This window comes from Burkholderia paludis (genome assembly GCF_000732615.1).
Classification (GTDB): domain Bacteria; phylum Pseudomonadota; class Gammaproteobacteria; order Burkholderiales; family Burkholderiaceae; genus Burkholderia; species Burkholderia paludis.
On sequence record NZ_JPGL01000007.1, the window covers coordinates 33783 to 55271 of the forward strand.

The 21489-nt window shown below is 67.2% G+C and carries 18 protein-coding genes; 11 read left to right on the top strand and 7 right to left on the bottom strand.

Going from position 1 to position 21489, the window contains the following annotated elements:
* Window positions 1-13 precede the first annotated feature (13 nt).
* Both GQ56_RS40585 and GQ56_RS0104070 read left to right on the top strand, forming a co-directional pair.
* Window positions 14-277, top strand: a complete 264-nt coding sequence (locus GQ56_RS40585) for a PAAR domain-containing protein (RefSeq protein WP_075122854.1) — start codon at window positions 14-16, stop codon at window positions 275-277.
* Between the two features lie 333 nt (window positions 278-610).
* Complete coding sequence (locus tag GQ56_RS0104070; RefSeq protein ID WP_031397433.1) at window positions 611-2110, top strand: tetratricopeptide repeat protein; 1500 nt, start codon at window positions 611-613, stop codon at window positions 2108-2110.
* Window positions 2111-2753: 643 nt separating this feature from the next.
* Here GQ56_RS0104070 and GQ56_RS43845 read toward each other — a convergent pair.
* The gene (locus GQ56_RS43845; protein WP_152601625.1) at window positions 2754-3062 is read right to left on the bottom strand and encodes a hypothetical protein; all 309 of its coding nucleotides are present in this window, start codon (window positions 3060-3062) and stop codon (window positions 2754-2756) included.
* Between the two features lie 378 nt (window positions 3063-3440).
* On the opposite strand from GQ56_RS43845, the gene GQ56_RS0104075 reads away from it, so the two are divergent.
* Both GQ56_RS0104075 and GQ56_RS0104080 read left to right on the top strand, forming a co-directional pair.
* Window positions 3441-4823, top strand: coding sequence for an amino acid permease (locus GQ56_RS0104075; RefSeq protein WP_031397434.1), 1383 nt, complete (start codon window positions 3441-3443; stop codon window positions 4821-4823).
* 194 nt (window positions 4824-5017) lie between these two features.
* Window positions 5018-5953 carry a universal stress protein gene (locus GQ56_RS0104080; protein WP_031397435.1) on the top strand — a complete coding sequence of 312 codons (936 nt, stop codon included), beginning with the start codon at window positions 5018-5020 and terminating at the stop codon, window positions 5951-5953.
* 448 nt (window positions 5954-6401) lie between these two features.
* On the opposite strand, the gene GQ56_RS0104085 is transcribed toward GQ56_RS0104080, so the two are convergent.
* Both GQ56_RS0104085 and GQ56_RS43850 read right to left on the bottom strand, forming a co-directional pair.
* Window positions 6402-6836, bottom strand: a complete 435-nt coding sequence (locus tag GQ56_RS0104085; RefSeq protein WP_031397436.1) for a hypothetical protein — start codon at window positions 6834-6836, stop codon at window positions 6402-6404.
* Between the two features lie 273 nt (window positions 6837-7109).
* Complete coding sequence (locus GQ56_RS43850; RefSeq protein ID WP_152601626.1) at window positions 7110-7382, bottom strand: hypothetical protein; 273 nt, start codon at window positions 7380-7382, stop codon at window positions 7110-7112.
* Between GQ56_RS43850 and GQ56_RS0104090 the strand changes: the two genes are divergently transcribed.
* Together GQ56_RS0104090 and GQ56_RS0104095 are read left to right on the top strand one after the other, a co-directional pair.
* Window positions 7375-7629, top strand: coding sequence for a DUF3562 domain-containing protein (locus tag GQ56_RS0104090; RefSeq protein WP_031397437.1), 255 nt, complete (start codon window positions 7375-7377; stop codon window positions 7627-7629). The genes GQ56_RS43850 and GQ56_RS0104090 overlap by 8 nt on opposite strands.
* A 339-nt stretch (window positions 7630-7968) precedes the next feature.
* Window positions 7969-9768 carry a methyl-accepting chemotaxis protein gene (locus tag GQ56_RS0104095; RefSeq protein WP_031397438.1) on the top strand — a complete coding sequence of 600 codons (1800 nt, stop codon included), beginning with the start codon at window positions 7969-7971 and terminating at the stop codon, window positions 9766-9768.
* Between the two features lie 64 nt (window positions 9769-9832).
* Here the strand turns inward: GQ56_RS0104095 and GQ56_RS0104100 are convergent, their stop codons facing one another.
* Window positions 9833-10081 (bottom strand): hypothetical protein, encoded by a 249-nt coding sequence (locus GQ56_RS0104100; RefSeq protein WP_031397439.1) that lies wholly within the window; start codon window positions 10079-10081, stop codon window positions 9833-9835.
* Between the two features lie 350 nt (window positions 10082-10431).
* Between GQ56_RS0104100 and GQ56_RS0104105 the strand changes: the two genes are divergently transcribed.
* The 3 genes from GQ56_RS0104105 to GQ56_RS0104115 all read left to right on the top strand — a co-directional run bounded on the left by GQ56_RS0104105 (window position 10432) and on the right by GQ56_RS0104115 (window position 15398).
* On the top strand, window positions 10432-11310 hold the full coding sequence (locus tag GQ56_RS0104105) for a MipA/OmpV family protein (protein WP_031397440.1): 879 nt from the start codon (window positions 10432-10434) through the stop codon (window positions 11308-11310).
* Window positions 11311-11406: 96 nt separating this feature from the next.
* Window positions 11407-13101 (top strand): VRR-NUC domain-containing protein, encoded by a 1695-nt coding sequence (locus tag GQ56_RS0104110; RefSeq protein ID WP_031397441.1) that lies wholly within the window; start codon window positions 11407-11409, stop codon window positions 13099-13101.
* The gene (locus GQ56_RS0104115) at window positions 13098-15398 is read left to right on the top strand and encodes a helicase C-terminal domain-containing protein (RefSeq protein ID WP_031397442.1); all 2301 of its coding nucleotides are present in this window, start codon (window positions 13098-13100) and stop codon (window positions 15396-15398) included. The genes GQ56_RS0104110 and GQ56_RS0104115 overlap by 4 nt, the downstream gene beginning before the upstream one ends.
* Before the next feature lie 94 nt (window positions 15399-15492).
* Here the strand turns inward: GQ56_RS0104115 and GQ56_RS0104120 are convergent, their stop codons facing one another.
* A complete protein-coding gene (locus tag GQ56_RS0104120) occupies window positions 15493-16263 on the bottom strand; it encodes an IclR family transcriptional regulator domain-containing protein (RefSeq protein WP_031397443.1) in 771 nt (256 codons plus the stop codon).
* A 116-nt stretch (window positions 16264-16379) separates the two neighbouring features.
* Here GQ56_RS0104120 and GQ56_RS0104125 point away from each other — a divergent pair, with 116 nt between their 5' ends.
* Window positions 16380-16991 carry a hypothetical protein gene (locus tag GQ56_RS0104125; protein ID WP_031397444.1) on the top strand — a complete coding sequence of 204 codons (612 nt, stop codon included), beginning with the start codon at window positions 16380-16382 and terminating at the stop codon, window positions 16989-16991.
* 77 nt (window positions 16992-17068) lie between these two features.
* Here the strand turns inward: GQ56_RS0104125 and GQ56_RS43855 are convergent, their stop codons facing one another.
* The gene (locus tag GQ56_RS43855; protein ID WP_031397445.1) at window positions 17069-18370 is read right to left on the bottom strand and encodes a UDP-N-acetylglucosamine 1-carboxyvinyltransferase; all 1302 of its coding nucleotides are present in this window, start codon (window positions 18368-18370) and stop codon (window positions 17069-17071) included.
* A gap of 186 nt (window positions 18371-18556) precedes the next feature.
* Complete coding sequence (shiA, locus tag GQ56_RS43860) at window positions 18557-19864, bottom strand: shikimate transporter (RefSeq protein ID WP_031397446.1); 1308 nt, start codon at window positions 19862-19864, stop codon at window positions 18557-18559.
* A gap of 357 nt (window positions 19865-20221) precedes the next feature.
* On the opposite strand from shiA, the gene GQ56_RS0104140 reads away from it, so the two are divergent.
* Window positions 20222-21349: a 4-hydroxyphenylpyruvate dioxygenase family protein gene (locus tag GQ56_RS0104140; protein WP_031397447.1), complete on the top strand. Its 1128-nt coding sequence runs from the start codon at window positions 20222-20224 to the stop codon at window positions 21347-21349.
* Window positions 21350-21489: the final 140 nt, after the last annotated feature.

The following is a 21489-nucleotide window of genomic DNA, read 5'->3' on the forward strand; positions in this document are numbered from 1 at the left end:
AGAATGACGACCAATGCGTAACGTTATTCGAGTAGGTGACGCAACTGACCATGGCGGGCAAGTTGTCGGCGGCGCTTCGAAATTTGAGGTGGACGGGCGAGCGGTCGCCCGCAAAGGAGATTCGTGTATCTGCCCGATTGAAGGGCATCAAGCCTGCCTGATCGCGGAAGGCGACCCGAACTTTGTGGTTGAGGGTCGCCCGGTTGCGTTTGACGGCCACAAGACGACGTGTGGCGCGACGCTGTGTTCGAGTGTGCGGGGATTCGGTATCGGCTAGCCGAAAAACTGATCACGCGACCAAAATACGATGCCGCTCGCGCTCGACGTCAGGCACATCACGCATGACGATGTGCTCTGCCCGGTGTGCAAGACGATTGACAAGGTTCAATGTGTCGGCCCGGGAATTGCGATGGCCGGGCCTGATGATGCGCGGTGTAGCGCCGATTGACGACCTGTGCGTTTGCAAGTGTCCGGTACCGTAGCCACGCCTCTGCTTCATAAATCGACCGTCGTCTCGTCAATGTGGCCAATTTATGCTGCGCCGTCTTGTGATAACCTCATCTTTCCCTCATTGCGGCTATATCACTAGTCGGTCGAATCCAGCAATCCAATGAATGTCCCGACACCTCGCGACGAAAACCCCAGTTCTCCGGAGGAACTGTATCTCCAAGGTAAATTCGAGGCTGCGATCCAGGTCGGGGAGTGGCTCATGGAGCGCAATGGAGCGAGTTCCGAGCTGTTGAATTTGCTTGGCGCTTGTCATTTGAATCTGGGTGACACGCATAAAGCGGAATCTCGCTTAAGGCAAGCCGCCATGCTGGGGCCGCTGACGGCGGACAATTGCAACAATCTGGGTGTTCTGTATCAATCGACCGGTCGACTGGATGAAGCCGAACATTGGTTTCGGCTTGCCGTTTCGATTGCTCCCGAACATTACCGCGCACTGTTGAATCTCGGCCTGCTATTGCGGTCGAGACTGCGCTTGAAAGATGCCGAATCGACGGTACGGCGGGCAATCGACATCGCGCGTGACAGCCACGAAGCGCTCAACGTGCTTGGGCTGGTTTTAAGGGATTTGCGCCGTCATGGTGAAGCCGAAGCGGCTTATCGGCAGGCACTTTCACTCAACCCGCATAGTGCCCTCTACAAAGTTAATCTCGGCATATTGCTGTTGTCGCAGAATATGTGGGGCGAGGGCTTGCCGCTCTTCGAGGCACGGCACGATTCGGGGCTAGGGGCCGTCTTCTCAAGTGCGGCGCCAGTCCCATTCCCCAGGTGGTCGGGGGAATCGCTGGAGGGTGCGTCGTTGCTGATCTGGCCGGAGCAAGGTCATGGCGACCAGATTCAACTTGTACGCTACGTAAATAAAATAAAAGAGCTTGGGGCAAGCTACGTTACGTTGGTTTGCTCCGACGCGACGCACTCGTTGTTTTCAACTTTGCGTGAAGTCGATTTGGTCATCGCTCAAAGTCAATTCGACTCGTCGATGTGCCCGCCACACGATTATTGGACGCATATATGGAGTATTCCGCTCAATTTGAATGAGGACGTGGACGCAATTCCGTCCCGTGTACCGTACCTGTACGCGCCGAGGAATTCGATATCGAGCTGGGAGCGGCTCATACCCAAAGGGCGTTTTCGAATCGGGTTGGTGTGGAAGGGAAACCCGGGAAATCCGAACGATGTTGTCCGATCCCTCCCCGATCTGAAAACGCTCGAATCGCTGTGGCAGACAAGTGGCGTTACTTTCGTCAGCCTGCAAAGGGAGGCGAGCGCCGCCAGTCTCCAGGCAGAACTGGGCGATCGATTCATTGTGAACCTGGGAAGCCGTGCCGCCGACTTCTCGGATGTCGCAGCAATTATTTCGCGACTCGATCTGGTGATCGGCGTGGATACAGCAGTAACGCATCTGGCAGCCGCACTCGGCAAGCCCACATGGATCATGCTGTCCAGCGTGGCGACTGACTGGCGCTGGAAGTGCTCGGGCTCGACCTCGGAGTGGTATCCCGATACCGTGACGCTCTTTCGGCAGGAAGTCGATGAGCTTGACTGGACAGGCGTCGTCAGGCGAGTGGCCGATGCATTGTCGATGAAGGCGCTTCGAGCGTAACTTGAAAAAAGGGGCGATATCGCCCCTCTTTCCATAGACGCTCCGGTTCAGACCGGCCCGCCGCTGCTGGGAGTGGTGCAGTCGATTGTTATCGTTGCAGAGCCTTCGGCCGTCGCGGGATTAAACTGAACGCCCGATACAGGTGCGCTATAGGCGGTTAACGTTCCTGATTGATTTGTTAAACATTGAACCGAGACGGTTGTTCCGGTCAGATTGGATAGGGAAATATTTTGCCCTCGCCAAATAAAACTGAAAACTCTCGTCGAAGTATTGAGCGGAAGCGTGTCCCCTGTCGCGGTGCATGTCCCGCCTGAAGGGCTCGAACACTGAAGTACGATCGTGGAGCCGTCGGCATAGGCACCTCCTGCCGATGCCATTAACGAAAGCGCGAAAACAATCGAGCCAATTTTTCTCATAATGCCTCTCCAATGAACATCAATCGATTTTAATTGGCGACACCTTTCGGTACTGCGATGTGAGTGTATCAAAATACTAAATATCGGAATCGAATTTGGACGGCCGGCGTTAAAAAAATCAGCAGCCGATTCCGTATTTTCCGGGCGTTGTCGTGGCCGGTCGGTCTGATTTCATCGAACGGGCGAAAACAGTTCACAGCATGACTTCCGCTAGTCTTGCCCCCTCGTTAAGGGGGCGAGTCACGTCCGGGCTTGATCGCAAAACGACGAACGGATAACTCGCCAAGCAGTCGCACGGCAGGTTGCGCCCGGTGTTGCATCACTCCTCTGACAACCATCCTCTCGCGCGAACGGGGTTCGGCGGCCGGTTGCGACAGGATTGCGGTGCGTGGCGAACCGATCGGCATGCGAGTTTGCGCAGAAGGGTATGCAAACAGTTCGTTGCCTGGTTGCTCGTGCATGCGACGTTGTCCAGATAAATCGCGCTCGAGCGCCACGCCCTCGATTTCGCTGCCGATTTCCCAGTCGACCTTCACGAAAATCGTCTGGCGCGATGCGTCCGATTATCTCTATAATCCCGCCTGCATATTGCGTGCGCATGATCCCGCACATTCGACGCGTGTTCGTTCACGCCGAAAACGATTGATCCCGCAGTTGCCCGCCTCGCGCACAGCCGCGCCACACGGGCCGCTCGGGCGTATTCCGTGAAAGGCCCGATCCGTTTTCCGGATTGTTCCGGAAAATACGGATAATTCGCGGCGATTCCCATCGAATTGACGCAGTATCCGTGTCGTTTTCCATTCGGAAAACGACGGCGTGGATTATTTCGTTTTCGGCTGCCGGAATCGGCATGAACGGGCGCGCATTGACTTCGACAATGACGGCGGCCCGCTCGCGGCCGCCAGGAGACAGACTTGAAACAACCAGAAGACCAGTTGCACCGCGGGCTGGAAGAGCGACACATCAACCTGATGGCGCTCGGCGCGACGATCGGCGTCGGCCTGTTCCTCGGCTCGGCCAGCGCGATCCGCGTGGCCGGCCCGGCCATCCTGCTGACCTACCTGCTGGGCGGCATCGCGATTTTCCTGATCATGCGCGCACTCGGCGAGATGGCGATCGCCAACCCGGTCGCCGGCGCATTCAGCCGCTACGCACGCGACTATCTCGGGCCGCTCGCCGGCTACCTGACCGGCTGGACCTACTGGTTCGTGTGGATCGTCACCTGCATGGCGGAAATCACGGCGGTCGGCGTCTACATGCATATGTGGTTTCCCGGCGTGCCGAACTGGATCTGGGCGCTCGCGGCACTGATGGCGATGGGCTCGGTGAACTTCGTCGCGGTCAAGCTGTACGGCGAATTCGAGTTCTGGTTCGCGCTGATCAAGATCGTCACGATCGTGCTGATGATCATCGGCGGCGGGCTGATGATCGCGTTCGGCATCGGCAACGGCGGGGTCGCGATCGGCCTGTCCAACCTGTGGGCGCACGGCGGCTTCATGCCGAACGGGATCGACGGCGTGATCGGCGCACTGCCGATCGTGATGTTCGCGTACCTCGGCGTCGAGATGCTCGGCCTCACGGCCGGCGAGGCGCGCAACCCGGAGAAGTCGCTGACGAAGGCGGTGAACTCGGTGTTCTGGCGCGTGCTGATTTTCTATATCGGCGCGCTGTTCGTGATCATGTCGCTCTATCCGTGGGACCAGATCGGCACGCAGGGCAGCCCGTTCGTGATGACGTTCTCGCGGCTCGGCATCCCGGCGGCCGCGGGCATCATCAACTTCGTCGTGCTCACGGCGGCGCTGTCGTCGTGCAACAGCGGCCTGTTCAGTACCGCGCGGATGCTCTACAACCTCGCGCAGCAGGGCCAGGCGCCGCGCAAGCTCGGCCGGCTCAACCGCAACGGCGTGCCGGTGTACGGCGTGATCGTGTCGGTCGCGCTGCTGCTGATCGGCGTGCTGCTCAACTATCTCGCGCCGCAGCACGTGTTCACGTGGCTCACGTCGGTGTCGACGTTCGGCGCGATCTGGACGTGGTGCGTGATCCTGATCGCGCAGATGCGTTTTCGCCGCACGCTGTCGGCCGACCGGATCGCGCGCTTGCCGATCCGCGTGCCGTTCTATCCGCTCGGTTCGTTCGTTGCGCTCGGGTTTCTCGTGCTGGTCGTCGTGCTGATGGCGTTCACGCCCGACACGCGCGTCGCGCTCGTGATCGGGCCGGTATGGATCGTGCTGCTCGGCATCGCGTACGCGGTGTTCTACGCGAACCGTCCGGCCGCCTCGGTGCCGACGAAATCGTAACCGGCACGGGCAGGGGGCCGCGCGACCGTTGATCGCGATCATGCACGTACGGGCCGGACGTCCTATGCTGAACGCATCGATTGTCCGCGTTTCGCGCGTCACCCCGCCGATCCCCGCGACCGCGGCGGCCATCCGGCCGCTGCGCGTCGCCTGCGCGCGAAGCGCCCGTCGTCTTTCGCACGGAGGCCTTCGCCATGCAGCCTGCCCAGTCCATCCCGACGCTCGAGCGAATCGCGCTGGCCGTCGATTCGACGCCCGAATCGCTGTCCGCCGCGCGCTACGCACGCACGCTGCTGCGTCCCGGCATGCGGTTGCGCATCGTCTGCGCAATCGACAACCCGCGCCTCGCGCTCCCCGACATCCCGCGCATCGACGCGCTGCTGACGTCCGCGCGCGACGACATGCTGCGCGAAGCGCACGCCACCTGCGCGCGGATCGCGGCGCTGTTCGACGGTGCGGGCATCGAGGTCGAGCAGGTCATCGTCGATACGTCGACGACAGGCGGCACGGTTGCCGATGCACTGGTGGGCGACACGTCGGCGTGGCGCGCGGATGTGCTGGTGGTCGGCGCGAATCCGCATCACGGGCTGCTGCGGCTCGTCGAAGGCGCGACGTCCGACTCGCTGACGACGCGCGCACGCTGCGCGCTGCTGATCGTGCCGGCCGCCTATGCACGGCCGTCGGACGGCGATCTGCAACGGCTGATGTTCGCGGTGGACGGCAGCGAGCCGTCGCTGCACGCGGCGCATGTCGGGCTCGGCTTCGCGGCGCCGACGACGTTGCTGTACGCGGCGTACGTGATCGATCGCGCGGTTCGTCTGACGGATATCGTCCCCGTGCGCGCACTCGAGGATGCGTACCGCGCGGAGGGCGAGGAAGCGCTCGCGAAGATCGGGCCGCTGTTCCACGCAACCGGGAATCCGACCAAGCGCGGCATCGTCGAGACCCGTCCGACCAGCGACGACGTGGCCCATGCGCTGATGCGCGACGCCGTGCACTGGCGCGCGGAATTGCTGGTGGTCGGCACGCATGGCCGGCGCGGCATTGCCGCGTGGCTGGTCGGCAGCGTCGCGCGCCGCGTGGCGCACCTTGCACAGGTCCCGGTGCTGCTCGTGCGCGCTACCGAATGAGGCGCGCGTTGTCACGATCAAAGCGGGTTTGGATTGACCTGCATCAGAAACGGCGCACATATCGCGTGAGACATTGACGGAACATCCGGTCATGCATGCGGTCTGTCATGCGTGCCCGGACGGGTCGAAGCCGCTCGTCCAGGGCGACGCCCGACGGTGCACTCCCCGCCGTCGCATCATTTCAGGATCGTCACCGCTGCACGGCACGGTGCGCGATCCGGTCAGAAACTCTCTGGCACGAGGGTAGGCAGCCACGGCTGCCTTGGAGGACGGGCGGGGTGCATGTCACCCCGTCCGCTTTCCGCTTGTGTGTCGTTGGCCCCGTCTGGATTTCCATCCCCGCAGGAAGCATTGTCGATGCCGCCGTTCGTGCGCGACATGCGCTGCCGCGGTTGTGTGTGGCGTGCAGCCTTGGCGCGGCCCCGTACCGCGCCGGCTGCCCGCGCGCTCAAGGCGTGCGAGGCATCGAGCGCGACTCATGCCGGCGCACCGCGCCGCGGCGTACCTGCGGGCGCTGCCGCGCGACATGCAACGGCGCGCAGATGCTGCACGTGCGGTTGCGCAGACGGTTCGCGTGCGGCCAGCCCGGGCGTGCCTTGCGGCGAGGCTCCGACGTGGCCGGCGCGTCGGGCGCGGTACGGGCGCAGAGCGCCGCGGCGAACCGTTGCAGCGCGAGCACCGAGCCCGCGACGCTCTGGTATTTCTCGCGGCCGATCTGCCCGTCGAGCGTCACCAGCAGCCCGGCCTCCCGTGCAAGGGCGAGCAAGGCGTCGAGGTTGTCCGACGGGCCGTTGCCGGCCGTTACGACCCGGACGGGCAGGGCGCGCGCGTTGTCCGCCGCGCGCCGCTGGCCGTCCCGGGCCGGGAAGTTGCGATGTGCCATGATGGTCTCCTGCGCCAGACCCCGCATGCCGGCTCGGCGGCCGGCTGGGCGATGGCCTGTATGAACGTTACGTCCATGGCACCAGTATCGTGTGGCGATCGCGCGCCGCCAAGCAGCGCGCGCTGAAGTCGCTGTCAGGTATTGCGCGGTGCGTATCGGAATTCGCTGACACGCGCCGCGGCCGATCGGCCGGTTCGGCGACGGTTGCGCCCGTTCGTTCGGACGAATGCGCCGCGCGCGGCAAGCGTCCCTTGACGCATGATTTCGGCCGGTCTAAGTTGCCGACTGCATCGACGTCGCGCGGCGTTCCATCGTCTGCCCGGCGGCCGGTGCCGCGCCCCCGGGGTGGCGTGGCAGGGTTTCCAGGCCCGTTCGCGGGCTTTGCGCGGCCGGTTCGGCGACGAACCGGAAAGCGGCATGCAATGTGCCGTTGATCGCGCGCAAACACGCGCCGGCGCATCGCACGCCGCGCGTCCGTCCAGTCTTTAAGCTTCCGGTAACGTCTTCTTTTCGTTCCTCGACCGTCAGGAGTCTGTCGATGTCCAAGGACAGTTTGCTCGATTCACTCAAGGAAGCCGCCGCGCAGCGCGCGATCGGTTCGGATCAGTTGCGTGCGATGCTCGACGACGAAGTGCGCGTGCTGTCGTCCGGTGCGCGCGTGCACGACTACATCCACGTGTTCGCGATTCGCCACCTGCGCGAGCGGATGCGGCAGCAGGACGATCTCGGCGGCGATACGCGGGCCGGTACGCCGCCTTCGGAATCCGATCCGCGCCCGAGCCATCGCCTGTAACGCTCGCGCGCTGCGGCTGACGCCGCGAGTCACGTAATCCCTCGCAGCGCTCCGGCCGGCTCCCGGTCGCGCGGCACGCATCCTCCCGGGGCGACCGGCCGGCGTGGCTCGGCCCTTGATTCCCGTGCGCGAGACCGCCACCGTGGTCGCCGCGCGCGGCGGCCTGCGCAGACGGCGCCGGGCGGGTACGGCCATCCCGTCAATCCTGCGATCCGCGACCATGCGTTTCGTCATACCTTTCACATAAATGTCACAGCGGCCTCAAGTAAGCGACGCGATTGCCGTTTACCCGTGGAATTCGTCCACCGGGCGTTCGCGCTCCCTTACCGAGTCGTTGCCATGCTCTCGTCCATCCGCGCTCGCATTCTTGCCGCCAGCGTTGCCATCGTTGTATTCGCGCTTGTCGCCACCACGCTGATCAACTACTTCATCGCGCGCTCGTACAACGACGACGCGATCGACCGCAACCTGACCTCAGTCGCAAGCGGCCATGTGGTCGGGATCGCCGACTGGGTCGCCACCCGGAGCCGGATGATCGCGTCGCTGCAGGATGCGGCGCTGACGCCCGATCCGCTGCCGGTGTTCAAGCAGATGGCCGCGGCCGGCGGTTTCACGAACGTCTACGCGGGTTATGCCGACAAGACGTTCCACTTCTCCGACCCGACCGGGATTCCGCCCGATTACGACCCGACCGGCCGGCCGTGGTACAAGCAGGCCGCGCAGGCCGGCAAGCCGGTCGTCACGCCGCCGTACGTCGATGCCGGCACGGGCAACCTCGTTGTCACCTTCGCCGTGCCGATCCTGCGTGACGGCGGGCTGAAGGGCGTGGTCGCCGCCGACGTCGCGATGGACACCGTGATCGCGAACGTGAAATCGATCCACCCGACGCCCGCGAGCTTCGGGATGTTGATCGACAGCAACGGCCACGTGGTCGCGCATCCGGACCCGAAACTCACGCTGAAGGCAGTCGCCGACGTGTCGCCCGAACTCGGTGCGACGAACGGTGCGACGATCGCGGCCGCCACCGCGCCCGTCGAGGTGAGCGTGGGCGGCGACGCGAAGCTGGTCCGCGCGCGGCCGGTGCCGGGCACCGACTGGTACGCGCTGGTCCTGCTCGACAAGTCCGACGCGACGGCGGGGATGCACTCGCTGCTGACCGCGTCGCTGATCACGCTGGTCGTGATCGTCGGCGTCGCGTCGCTGATCATCGGCGCGATTACCGCGACCGCGTTCCGCCGCCTGTCGCAGGTGCGCCAGGCGATGTCCGCGATCGGCTCGGGCGCCGGCGACCTGACGCAGCGCCTGCCGGCCGACGGCAGCGACGAAGTCTCGGACATCGCGCGTTCGTTCAACAGTTTCGTCGACAAGCTGAACGATGTGATGCGCCAGATCCGCGATGCAAGCGAATCGGTGCGCACGGCCGCGAACGAAATCGCGGCGGGCAACCAGGATCTGTCGTCGCGCACCGAATCGGCGGCGGCGAGCCTCGAGGAAACGGCCGCATCGATGGAAGAAATCACCGCGACCGTCGGCCAGTCGGCCGCGGCGGCCGGCCAGGCCGACGAACGGGCGGCGGCCGCATCGCGGATCGCTTCGCACGGCGGCGTGGTCGTGTCGGACGTGGTCGCGACGATGGAGAAGATCGAGGAAGCATCGGGCCGGATCGGCGACATCATCGGCGTGATCGACGGGATCGCGTTCCAGACCAACATCCTCGCGCTGAACGCGGCTGTCGAGGCGGCGCGCGCGGGCGAGCAGGGCCGCGGCTTCGCGGTCGTCGCACAGGAAGTGCGCAGCCTCGCGCAACGCAGCGCGCAGGCCGCGCGCGAAGTGAAGGTGCTGGTCGAATCGACGGTCGCGAGCGTGTCGGCCGGCTCCGGGCAGGTGCGTCAGGCCGGCGACACGATGCGCGAGATCGTCTCCAACGTGTCGAACGTGACGACGATCATCTCCGAGATCACGCACGCGGCAAACGAGCAGACCCGCGGCATCCAGGAAGTGAATCGCGCGGTCACGCAGCTCGACGAGATGGTGCAGCAGAACGCGGCGCTGGTCGAACAGTCGACCGCCGCCGCGACCGCGCTGCAGTCGCAGGCGAATGCGCTGGCGACGACGGTCGGGCGGTTCAAGGTCGCGTAACGCGTCACCCGGCGGTCGCCCCCGGTAACGGCCGCGTCGCGCGGCGCGACACCGGGGGCCGCCGTCAGCCGCGCTCGGGGGGCGGCGAGGGCGTGTGCGGCGCCCGATGCCCGGTCTCGCCGGTCGGCTTCGCCGGGTCGATACGGGTCGCGCCGCCGACGGCCGGCGGGTCGCTGGCCGGAAACGTCTCTTCGAGCCCCTCGTCGATGCGCTCCTCCGTCCTGTCGTCGGACGGCGGGCGTGACGTGCCGAACCGGAACGGTCCGGCAGCCGGCGGTACGGCGTCGTGGCGGCCGGTGGCGTGAACGGTCATGGTCGAACCTCCTGGGTCGTGGGTCCGGGCGCACGCGACATGGCTGCGTACCCGGCGGCTGCGCGGGGCGGCGGCGGTACGCCGTCGTCGTGCAGGCCGCCCGGACAGGATACGTGACGACGCGCGTGTCTGCTGCGACGGCGATTGGCGTCGCAGCCCGCACCTCGCCGGCTCGTCGACGCATGCGGCAAGGTGCCCGCGCGCAGCAGGCGCTTTGCGTCCGCGTGCACGTCGCGTAGGATGTCCGTTAATTCAGCGCACACTACGTTCGCGTCGCAGGCCCGCCGAGGCGGCCGATGCGATGCGCTTTTCTTCGGGTTCGTTACTCGCAACCGACAGGGGCCGCCTTGATGATTGATGCTCGTCCGTTGCTCTCTCCCGGCGCACGCCGGTTCTTCTCCGGCCTGTCGGCATGCGCGGCGCTCGCCGCGGCCGGCGCCCGCGACGCGGCGGCCCAGACGCCTTCGCCGCTCGGCGAATGGCAATATTCGGCGGGCGTGCCGCTCGAGAAACTGTACGATCCGAACGTCCCCGTCTGGGATGTCAGCCTGGGCGCCGCGATGACCCTGCAGCCGCGCTATCCCGGCTCCGATCGCTACCGCGTGATGGGCGGCCCGAATGTCGACATCCGCTACCGCGACCTGTTCTTCCTGTCGACCGGCGAGGGGCTCGGCGCGAACGTGCTGCGCGGGCCGAACTGGCGCGTGAGCCTGTCCGTCGGCTACGACCTCGGGCGCCGCTCGGCCGACGATGCCGAGCACCTGAACGGGCTCGACAACATCAATGCGGCGCCGGTGATGAAACTGTCGGCCGACTACGTGATCTCGAAGGAGTTTCCGCTGGTGCTGCGCGCGGATGTCCGGCGCAGCGTCGGCGGCTCGAACGGCTGGGTCGGCGATTTCTCCGCCTACATGCCGCTGCCGGGCAGCAACGAGCACTTCTTCTGGTTCGCGGGGCCGACCGTGTCGTTCGCCGACTCGCGCTACATGAACAGCTGGTTCGGCGTGAACGCGGACGCCGCCGCGCGCTCCGGGCTGCCGGCCTATTCGTCCGGCGCGGGGCTCAAGTCGGTCGGTGCGGGCGTGACGATGGCGTGGTTCGTGAACAAGCACTGGTTCGTCACGATCGACGGCGCGCTCGAACAGCTCGTCGGCCGCGCCGCGCGCAGCCCGATCACGCAGCAATCGACCAACGGCGTGTTCGACATGTCGGTGAACTACGAGTTCTGACGGCGGCCGGGCAGGCGGGAGGCCGCACGGCGTGCGGCATGTCGCGTCATATTTGCTATGATTCCGACCTGTACAAACGTACAGTGATCAAATCCCGTGACGCCTGCTTCGCCGACACCCCCGGCGTTTTACTACCTGACCAATTTCGAACGCGCGCTGGCCTGGCTCGGCGAGCGTTACGACGACCTGTTCGACGCGCACGAGCGCGCGTTCGTCCGGCAGTTCGCCACGTTGCCGCAGGCGTCGCGCGCGCTGCTCGTGCGGATGCTGATGCGCAACGGGTCCGACTTCCGCGCCAGCAAGCTCGTGTACGACGAAATTGGCTGCGCGCTCGACGCGGCCGCGCCGCTCGTCGATCTCGGCTGGGTCGACCCGGCGCCCGCGCTGACGCTCGACGACCTGTTCACGCTGTCGACCAAGGCCGATCTGCTGCGCATCTTCCCGTCGCTCGCCGCGCATGCCGGCGAGCGCAAGCCCGAATGGCTCGAACGGCTGCGGCCCGCGCACGACGCCGCGAAGCCGCTCGACGCGTGGTGCGCGCAGGCCGTCGACCGCGTGTTGCGCGTGACGATCGGCCCGCTGTGCGAGCGGCTGCGCCTGATGTTCTTCGGCAATCTCCATCAGGACTGGAGCGAGTTCGTGCTCGCCGATCTCGGCGTGTTCCAGTACGAGAGCGTGCCGATCGCGCCGTCGTCACGGGCGTTCCAGCAGCGCGGCGACGTCGACGCGTATCTCGCGCTGCAGGTGTGCCGCGATGCACTCGACGCGTGGCCCGACGACCTGCCGTTCGACGACCTGCTGCGAGCGGTCGACGCGGTCGGCTGCGCGCAGCCGTGGCTCGCGACGCGCCGCGCGAAGCTGCTGTTCGCGCTGGGGCAGGCGGCCGAACGCCGCGCCGACTGGGCCGCCGCGCTCGACGCATATGCGCGCAGCGCGTGGCCCGGCAGCCGGCACCGGCGCATCCGCGTGCTCGAACGCTGCGGGCGCGACGACGATGCACTCGCGCTGGCGCTCGATGCGCGCGGCGGCTTCGAGAGCGACGAGGAGCGGCAGCGCGTCGAGCGCATGCTGCCGCGCCTGCAGCGCCGCCTCGGCCGGCGCGTCGAACGGGCGGCGGCCGCGGCCGACGTGCCGCGCGAGACGCTGGTGCTCGCGCGTCCCGATGCGTTCGTCAGCGTCGAATTCGCGGTGCGCGACCATCTCGCGCAGCCGGCCTCGCCGGTGCATTACGTCGAGAACACGCTGATCAACTCGCTGTTCGGGCTGCTGTGCTGGGAGCCCGTGTTCACGGCCGTGCCGGGGGCGTTCTTTCACCCGTTCCAGCGCGGCCCGGCCGACCTGCACGCGCCGGATTTCGTCGCGCGCCGTGCGGACGCGTTCGCCGCATGCTTCGCGCAGCTCGATTCGGGCGCGTATCGCGACACGATCCGCCGGCATTTCGCGACGAAGGCGGGGTTGCAGTCGCCGTTCGTGTTCTGGGGCGTGCTGACCGACGCCTTGCTCGACGAGGCGCTCGCGTGCCTGCCGCCCGAGCACTTGCGGCTGTGGTTCACGCGCCTGCTCGCGGATATCCGCGCCAACCGCTCGGGGCTGCCCGACCTGGTTCGCTTCTGGCCCGGCGAACGCCGCTACGAGCTGATCGAGGTGAAAGGCCCCGGCGACCGGCTGCAGGACAACCAGACGCGCTGGCTCGCGTACTGCGTCGCGCACGGCATCCCGGTGCGCGTGGTCGATGTCGAGTGGGCCGGCGAGGGCGTCGCGCACGCCGAAGCGGCGGGGCTGTCCGCATGAGCTACGTCGTCGCGGTGCGGGCGATGTGCGAATTCACCGCGCGACGCGGCGATCTCGACCTGCGCTTCACGCCCGCGCCGACCGCGCTCGAAGGCATTGCCGGCCACGGCGCGGTCACGTCGAAGCGCGGCGTGCGCTACGAGACCGAAATCGCGCTCGCCGGCACCTGGGGCACGCTTGCCGTGCGGGGCCGCGCAGACGGCTACGATCCCGTCGCGAATCGCATCGAGGAAATCAAGACCTATCGCGGCAGCCTCGATGCGATGCCGGCCAACCATCGCGCGCTGCACTGGGCGCAGGCGAAGGTCTATGCGCACCTGATGTGCGAGGCGCGCGGCCTCGCGGAAATCGACGTCGCGCTCGTGTATTTCGACATCGTGTCGGAGCGCGAGACCGTATTGACCGAAACGCTGGACGCGGGCGCGCTCGCGGCGTTCTTCGCGGAACAATGCGCGTGCTTCGTCGGCTGGGCCGAGCGCGAGACGGCCCATCGCGCGGCGCGCGACGCGGCGCTGCGCGCCCTCGCGTTTCCGCACGGACAGTTCCGCAGCGGCCAGCGCGAGCTGGCGGTGGCGGTCTATCGCGCGGCGCGCGACGAACGCTGCCTGATGGCGCAGGCGCCGACCGGCATCGGCAAGACGGTCGGCACCGTGTTCCCGCTGCTGAAGGCGTGCGGCGCGGGCGAGCTCGACCACGTGTTCTTCCTCACCGCGAAAACGCCCGGCCGCGCGCTCGCGCTCGAGGCGGCCGCGACGCTCGGCGCCGGCACGCCCGCGCTGCCGCTGCGCGTGCTGGAACTCGTCGCGCGCGACAAGGCGTGCGAGCATCCCGACAGCGCGTGCCACGGCGAATCGTGCCCGCTCGCGAAGGGCTTCTACGACCGGCTGCCGGCCGCGCGCGATGCGGCGATCGAGGCCGGCCTGCTCGATCGCGATACCGTGCGCGCGGCCGCGCTCGCGCACGAGGTCTGCCCGTATTACCTGGCCCAGGAGCTGGCGCGCTGGTCGGACATGATGATCGGCGACTACAACTATTACTACGACGGCAGCGCGATGCTGCACACGCTCGCGCAGCAGAACCAGTGGCGCGTCGGGGTGCTCGTCGACGAAGCGCACAACCTGCTCGACCGCGCGCGCAAGATGTACAGCGCCTCGCTCGACCCGCACGCGTTCGCGGCCGCGCGCGAAGCCGCGCCCGCGCCGCTGCGCAAGGCGTTCGACCGGCTCGCGCGCGCCTGGGGCACGCTCGGTCGCGCGCAGGCCGAGCGCTACGCCGCCTATCCCGACGTGCCGGGCCCGATCGTGTCGGCCGTGCAGAACCTCGTCGCGACGATCGGCGAACACCTGACCGACGCGCCGCGTGCGAACGGCGACGCGCTGCTGCGTTTTCATTTCGAGGCGATCCAGTTCGGCGTGCTCGCGGAAGCGTTCGACAGCGCGTCGATCTTCGATGCGACGCTGCACGGCGAACCGGCGCCGCGCCAGCCGGCGCTCGACGGCGTCGGGCCGGCCGGCCGCCGGCGCCGCGTCCAGTCGACGCTGTGCGTGCGCAACGTGATCCCGGCCGGCTTTCTCGCGCAGCGCCATGAAGCCGCGCATGCGACCGTGCTGTTCTCGGGCACGCTGAGCCCGTTCCACTTCTACCGCGACACGCTCGGCTTGCCTGCCGATACCGGCTGGCTCGACGTCGACGGGCCGTTCCGCGCCGAGCAACTGACGGTGCGCGTCGCGAGCCACGTGTCGACGCGCTGGCGCGACCGCGACCGGTCGCTCGAACCGATCGCCGACCTGATCGCCGCGCAATACGCGACGCGGCCCGGCAACTACCTCGGGTTCCTGAGCAGCTTCGACTACCTGGGGCGTGTGGTCGCGCTGATGCAGACGCGCCATCCGGACGTGCCCGTGTGGGCGCAGGCGCCCGGCATGGCCGAAAGCGAGCGCGATGCGTTTCTCGCGCGCTTCGACGCAGGCGGGCGCGGCGTCGGCTTCGCGGTGCTGGGCGGCGCGTTCTCGGAGGGCGTGGATCTGGTCGGCGAACGGCTGATCGGGGCGTTCATCGCGACGCTCGGGCTGCCGCAGGTCAATGACGTCAACGAGCAGATGCGGCGCGCGATGGAGGCCCGCTTCGGCAACGGCTACGACTACATGTACCTGTATCCGGGGCTGCAGAAGGTCGTGCAGGCGGCCGGGCGCGTGATCCGTACCGAACACGACGAAGGCGTCGTGCATCTGATCGACGACCGTTACCGGCGGCGCGAAGTGCGCGAGCTGCTGCCGCGATGGTGGCGGATCGGGTGAGACGGGCGGCGGGCCGCCGGTTCCCGCAAGGGGGGGCGAGACTGCGAGGGGCTGGACGGCACGGTCGCGGTTAGGGCCGCCGCTGTCGCTTTCGCTACAGCACGTTCAGCATCGCGAGCGCGGCTTCCTGCAGGTGCGGCAGCACGCGCCGTAGCGCGGCGTCGGTCGTCTCCGCGCCGATCGGCATGTTCGTGCTCAACGCGGCGACCACTTCGCCGTGACGGTTCTTCAACGGCACCGCGATTCCGCGCACGCCAACCTGCAATTGCTGCTCGATCGCCGCGAAACCGGCGTCGCGTGCCCGGTCGACCTGTTCGAGCAGACGCGCCTTGTTGGTGATCGTGTGCGGCGTGAACGGCGGCAGTTCGGTGTCGTCGAGCCACGCGCGCACGGCTTCGCGATCGGGATGATGGGCGAGCAGCACGACGCCCGGCGACGTCAGCGGGGCCGGCACGCGCGCGCCGAGCACGAAGCCGGTCGTCATCACGCGCGACACGCCATTGCGCGCGATGAACACGAGTTCCCAGCCGTCGAGCACGCTCACATATGCCGACTCGTTCAGCGACGCGCTCAGTTGCTGCAGATAGGGCTGCACCGTGCGCGGCAGCCGCGCCGAATCGAAGTACGACCAGCCGACCCGCAGCACCCGCGGCGTCAGGCCGTACAGCTTGCCGTCGGTGTAGACGTAGCCGAGCGATTCGAGCGTCAGCAGGTAGCGCCGCGCGGCCGTGCGCGTGAGGCCGGTGCGCGCGGCGGCCTGCGTGGGCGTCATGCGTGCGTGCTGGCTGTCGAAGGCCTCGAGGATCGTCAGGCCTTTTTCGAGGCCGGCAATCCAGTCGCGTCGGTCGAGTTCGGGCTTTTTCATCGTCGGAATCGGCGCTTGGGTGCGCGGTGATCGCGCGGGTGCGGGCGATTATCGCGCGAATCGGCCGCGCAGGCGCAGCCGCGCTAGAATCGCCGGCCAGACTGGAACAGAAAACGATGAAACTCCGAGAATCCGCATTGGCCGTGCTCGTCGCGGCCGCGTCGCTGCTTGCCGCGGCGAATCCCGCGACCGCCGCGACGCTCCAGAAGCCGACCGTCGACATCCGCGCGTGGCCGCGCATGACGTCGCCCGAATTCGGCTGCTATTTCGAAACGTCGTTCGGCTATCGCGACAAGCGCTTCAATTGCTCGCTGAAGAAGTACCGGAACACCGGCGACGCGTGCAGGAATACGAAGGCGTACTACGAGGGCCCCGCGTTCCCCGACCGGCTCGCGGCCGGCGTGCACCCGCTCGCGACGAAGGTCGAACTGGACTGGGAGCATGGCGCGCTGCAGATGGTCACGGTCACGCTGAAGGGCACGTGGAACGAGGCGGAGGTGCGCCGTGCCTTCGGGTTGCCGCGCGCGGAGGGAACCAGGCTGACCGAAGCGGAACTGCGGTCGCAGCCGGACAACCTGATGAACACGAGCATCCAGTATCCGTCGGACGCGCTCGACGAGCGCGTTGCGAAACGCCCGAGCGACCCCGCGCGCGGCACGACGGCCGTGATGCTTTACGGGTTCGACCACATGGGCGCCGGCGACGCCGGGTGCGGGGAAGGCGAGTAACGCGGAAGCAGCCGGCGGCCCGTCGAAGCCGATGGCGGAATGCGGCGCCCGCGTCGCGCGCCGCACCCGTCAGGGCATTACTCGCTGCTCGTCCACTCGACGTTTGCGCCGACCGAGCGCAGGTTCTCGACGAAATGCGGGTGCGCGCGGCGGATCGGCAGCGCGTTCATGATTTCCGAGCGGCCTTCGATGCTCGCGGCCACCATCAGCAGCGCGATCGCGACACGGATGATGTACGGGCTCTCGACGCGTGCCGGCGTCAGCTGCAGCCCGCCGAACGTGATCAGCCGGTGCGGATCGGAGAGCAGCACGTGCGCGCCGAACTTCGACAGTTCGCCGGACCAGCCGAGCGCGCCGTCGTACACCTTGTTCCAGAACATCGCGCTGCCTTCCGCGCGCACGCCGAGTGCGATGAAGATCGGCAGCAGGTCGACCGGCAGGTACGGCCACGGCGCGGCTTCCACCTTGGTCAGGATGTTTTGCGTGAACGGCCGGCGCACGCGCAGCGGGCCGTCGCGTTCCGCGCGCGACCACCCGTCGCGGTGCGTGACGTTGACGCCGAACTTCGCGAACGTGCGGTCGATCAGCGGGAAATGCTCGGGCGACGAGTTGCGCACCGTGATGTCGCCGCCCGTGATCGCGCCGAGTGCGAGGAACGTCGCGATTTCGTGGAAATCCTCGGCGAAGCGGAACTCGCCGCCGCCCAGCTTGCCGCCGCCCGTCACGCAGAGCCGCGACGTGCCGATGCCCTCGATCGCGACGCCGATCATCGCGAGGAACTGGCAGAACTCCTGCACGTGCGGTTCGGAGGCGGCGTTCATCAGGGTCGACGTGCCGCTCGCGGCCGTCGCGCACAGCGCGAAGTTCTCGGTGGTCGTCACCGACGCGTAGTCGAGCCAGTGATCGTTGGCCGTCAGCGGGCCGTCGGTGCGCACGATCAGCGAATCGGGCGTGCGCTCGATATGCGCGCCGAAACGCTCGAACACCTCGACGTGCGGATCGATCTCGCGCACGCCGAGCGTGCAGCCCTTCACGTCGTTCTCGAGGCGCGCGACGCCGAAGCGCGCGAGCAACGGCGGAATCAGCATGATCGACGAGCGCATCGCCTCCGGCAGCCGGTGGACGGCCGGATCGAACTTCGTGTCGCGATGGTGGAGGTCGAGCAGGCCGGTCGTGAAGTCGACCGACACGTCGCTGCCCAGCGTGCGGAAGATGTCGAGGATCTTGCGGACGTCGGTGATGTCCGGCACGCCGACGAGGCGCAGCGGTTGATCGGTCAACAGGGTGGCGCACAGAATCGGCAGGACGGCGTTCTTGTTCGCGGACGGCTTGATGTCCCCGCGCAGCGGAGTGCCGCCGTGGACGATGAGATTCGACATGATATGGGGGCGTATCGGTGACTGACGTAGGCCCATATGATGCCATTGGTCGGCCGGCGGCGTGGGATGTTCGGAGGGGAAATGGGGGGATTGCTGCGTGCAACTGACAGTGTTTGACGTCACTCTCGCGATGCGGCCGGGAAGCAGCCTGCACGCGTCACGTCGCGGCCGGTCCTGTCTGCATCGTCACTGCGCGGCCCGCATCCGCGCGGCGACCACCAGCGAGATCAGGCAGCCCACCGCGAGATAGCCGGCCACGAGATGCCACGAACCGCCGGCGAGGCTGACAAGGCCGACGGCGATGAAGGGCGTGAACCCGCCGCCGACCACGCTCGCGAACTGGTAGCCGACGCCCGCGCCGCTATAGCGGTATTCGGCGCCGAACAGCTCGGTGAACAGCGGTTGCTGGACGCTCACGACCATGTCGTGCGCGGCGTTCGCCAGCAGGATCGCAAAAATCACGATCCACGCGATCGACCGCGCCTCCAGCGCAACGAAGAACGGCACCGCGGACGCCACGCCGATCAGCGCGCCGATCAGATAGATGCGGCGCAGGCCGTAACGGTCGGCCAGCCACGCGAAACACGGGATCGTGATGCAGCTCACCGCGCCGACCAGCAGGCCGATATTGAGGAACAGGTCGCGCGACATGCCGAGGTTCGTCGTCGAATAGCTGAGTGCGAACGCGGTGACGATGTACATCGTGAAGAGTTCGGCGAGCCGCAGCGCGACGATCAGCAGGAACGCCTTCGGATGGCGCGTCAGCGCTTCCAGCACCGGCAGGCGCAGCTTGCGGTTGCCGTGTTCGACCTGTTCGACGAACTCCTGCGATTCGTCCATGTTCTTGCGCACCCACAGCCCGATCAGCACGAGCACGATGCTGAACACGAACGGCAGGCGCCAGGCCCACGACTTGAACGCGGCTTCGCCGAGCAGGTGGCTCAGCAGCGACACGATGCCGGTGGCCAGCACGAGGCCGACGCCATAGCCGACCTGCACGCCGCTGCTGTAGAACGCCTTCCTTTGCTTCGGCGCGCTCTCGACGGCCATCAGCGCCGCGCCGCCCCATTCGCCGCCGACCGCGAAGCCCTGGATCGCACGCATCAGCACCAGCAGCACGGGCGCCCACCAGCCGATCGTCGCGAAGGTCGGCAGCAGGCCGATCGCGACCGTCGACAGCCCCATCAGCATCACGGTCAGCACCAGCATCCGCTTGCGGCCGAGCCGGTCGCCATAGTGGCCGAACACGACGCCACCGAGCGGCCGGAACAGGAAACCGACGCCGAAGGTCGCGAACGCCGCGAGCGTGCCCATCGTCGGGCTGACCTTCGGGAAGAACGCGGAGTTGAAGACCAGCGCGGCGACGATCCCGTACAGCAGGAAGTCGTACCAGTCGACGACGGCGCCGACGAAGCTGCCGATCGCCGCCTTGCGGGCCTGGCTGCGCACGCGGGCACCCGCGGCAGGGTCGAGGGTGTCGAAGGTAGGGGTCATGGCGGTGTCTCCTGGCTTGGCGCATCGTGGAATCGTGGCGGCGCCGCGTCCGATGCTGCATTGAAGTCGATGGGTGAACGGAGAATAGGGCCCGCGCCGCACGGCGGCAATCGGCCACCCGGACAACGTGCGCGATTATCGTTCAAGACCGTGCGATTATCGAACGCTTTCCGGGTTTGCACTAGGCGGCGCGATGATATCCCGTTCGGCCGGGGTGTGCCGCCGTGAACGATCTGGTTAAAATCTGCAGCATCGAATACTCGCCCGTCCGGCGGGGATGCCCGGCCGCCGCCCCGGCCGCGCATGCCGCACGCGACAGGCCCGATCCCCATCGACCGCATGCCCCCGGAGACTGGAATGCCCGGCAATTCCCACACGCTGTCCGGCGATACGCCGCCCGTCACCGATCCGGCCGCCAATCCGCTCGGGATGGCCGGCCTCGAATTCGTCGAATTCGCGGCGCCCGTGCCGGATGCGCTTGCCCGGCGCTTCGGGCAGCTCGGGTTCAAGGCGATCGCGCGGCATGTCAGCAAGAACGTCACGCTGTACCGGCAAGGGCAGATGCATTTCCTGATCAACGCCGAGCCCGAGTCGTTCGCCGCGCGCTATGCGGAGGAGTACGGGATGGGCGTTTGCGCGATCGGGTTGCGCGTGGCCAGCGCCCGGCGCGCGTTCGAGCGGGCGATCGCGCTTGGCGCGTGGGCGTTCGAGGGCGAGCGGGTCGGTGTCGGCGAGCTGAAGATCCCGGCGATCCAGGGCATCGGCGATTCGCACCTCTATTTCGTCGACCGCTGGCGCGGGCGCGACGGCCAGCGCGGCGGCGTCGGCGACATCTCGATCTTCGACATCGATTTCCGGCCGATCGACATCGCGACCGCGCATACCGATCTCGACTGCGCGGGCGTCGGCCTGCAGCAGGTCGATCATTTCACGCAGACCGTCGGCGCGGGGCGCATGCGGGAGTGGCTGGATTTCTACCACGACCTGTTGCATTTTCGCGAGATCCACGAAATCGACGCGCACTGGCATGTGTCGGAGGAGTCGCGCGTGATGGTGTCGCCGTGCGGCGCGGTGCGGATTCCGGTCTACGAGGAAGGCACGCGGCGCACGGAGCTGATGCACGCGTATCTGCCCGACCATCCGGGCGAGGGCGTGCAGCACGTCGCGCTGGCCACCGACGACATCCTTGCCAGCGTCGACGCGCTGCGTGCGAACGGCGTCGAGTTCGTCGAGCCGCCCGCCCGCTACTACGACGACGTCGATGCGCGGTTGCCGGGGCACGGCGTCGATCTCGACGCGCTGCGCCGCCGCGCGGTGCTGGTCGACGGCGAGATCGGCCGCGACGGCGTGCCGCGCCTGTTCTTCCAGACCTTCGTCAAGCGCCGGCCAGGCGAGATATTCTTCGAGATCGTGCAGCGCAAGGGGCACCACGGGTTCGGGGAAGGGAATCTCGCGGCGCTTGCCCGCGCCCGCGACGCGGGCTGAACGGGCACGGCGGCCGAGGCGCGCGGCCCGGACGGTTCATGCGCGCACGCGCGGCCGGCACGCGGTTCGGCGCGTGCACAGGGGCGTCCGGCTCGCACGGAGCGCATGCGGTGCCGCCCGGCGTGCATCGGTCAAACTGT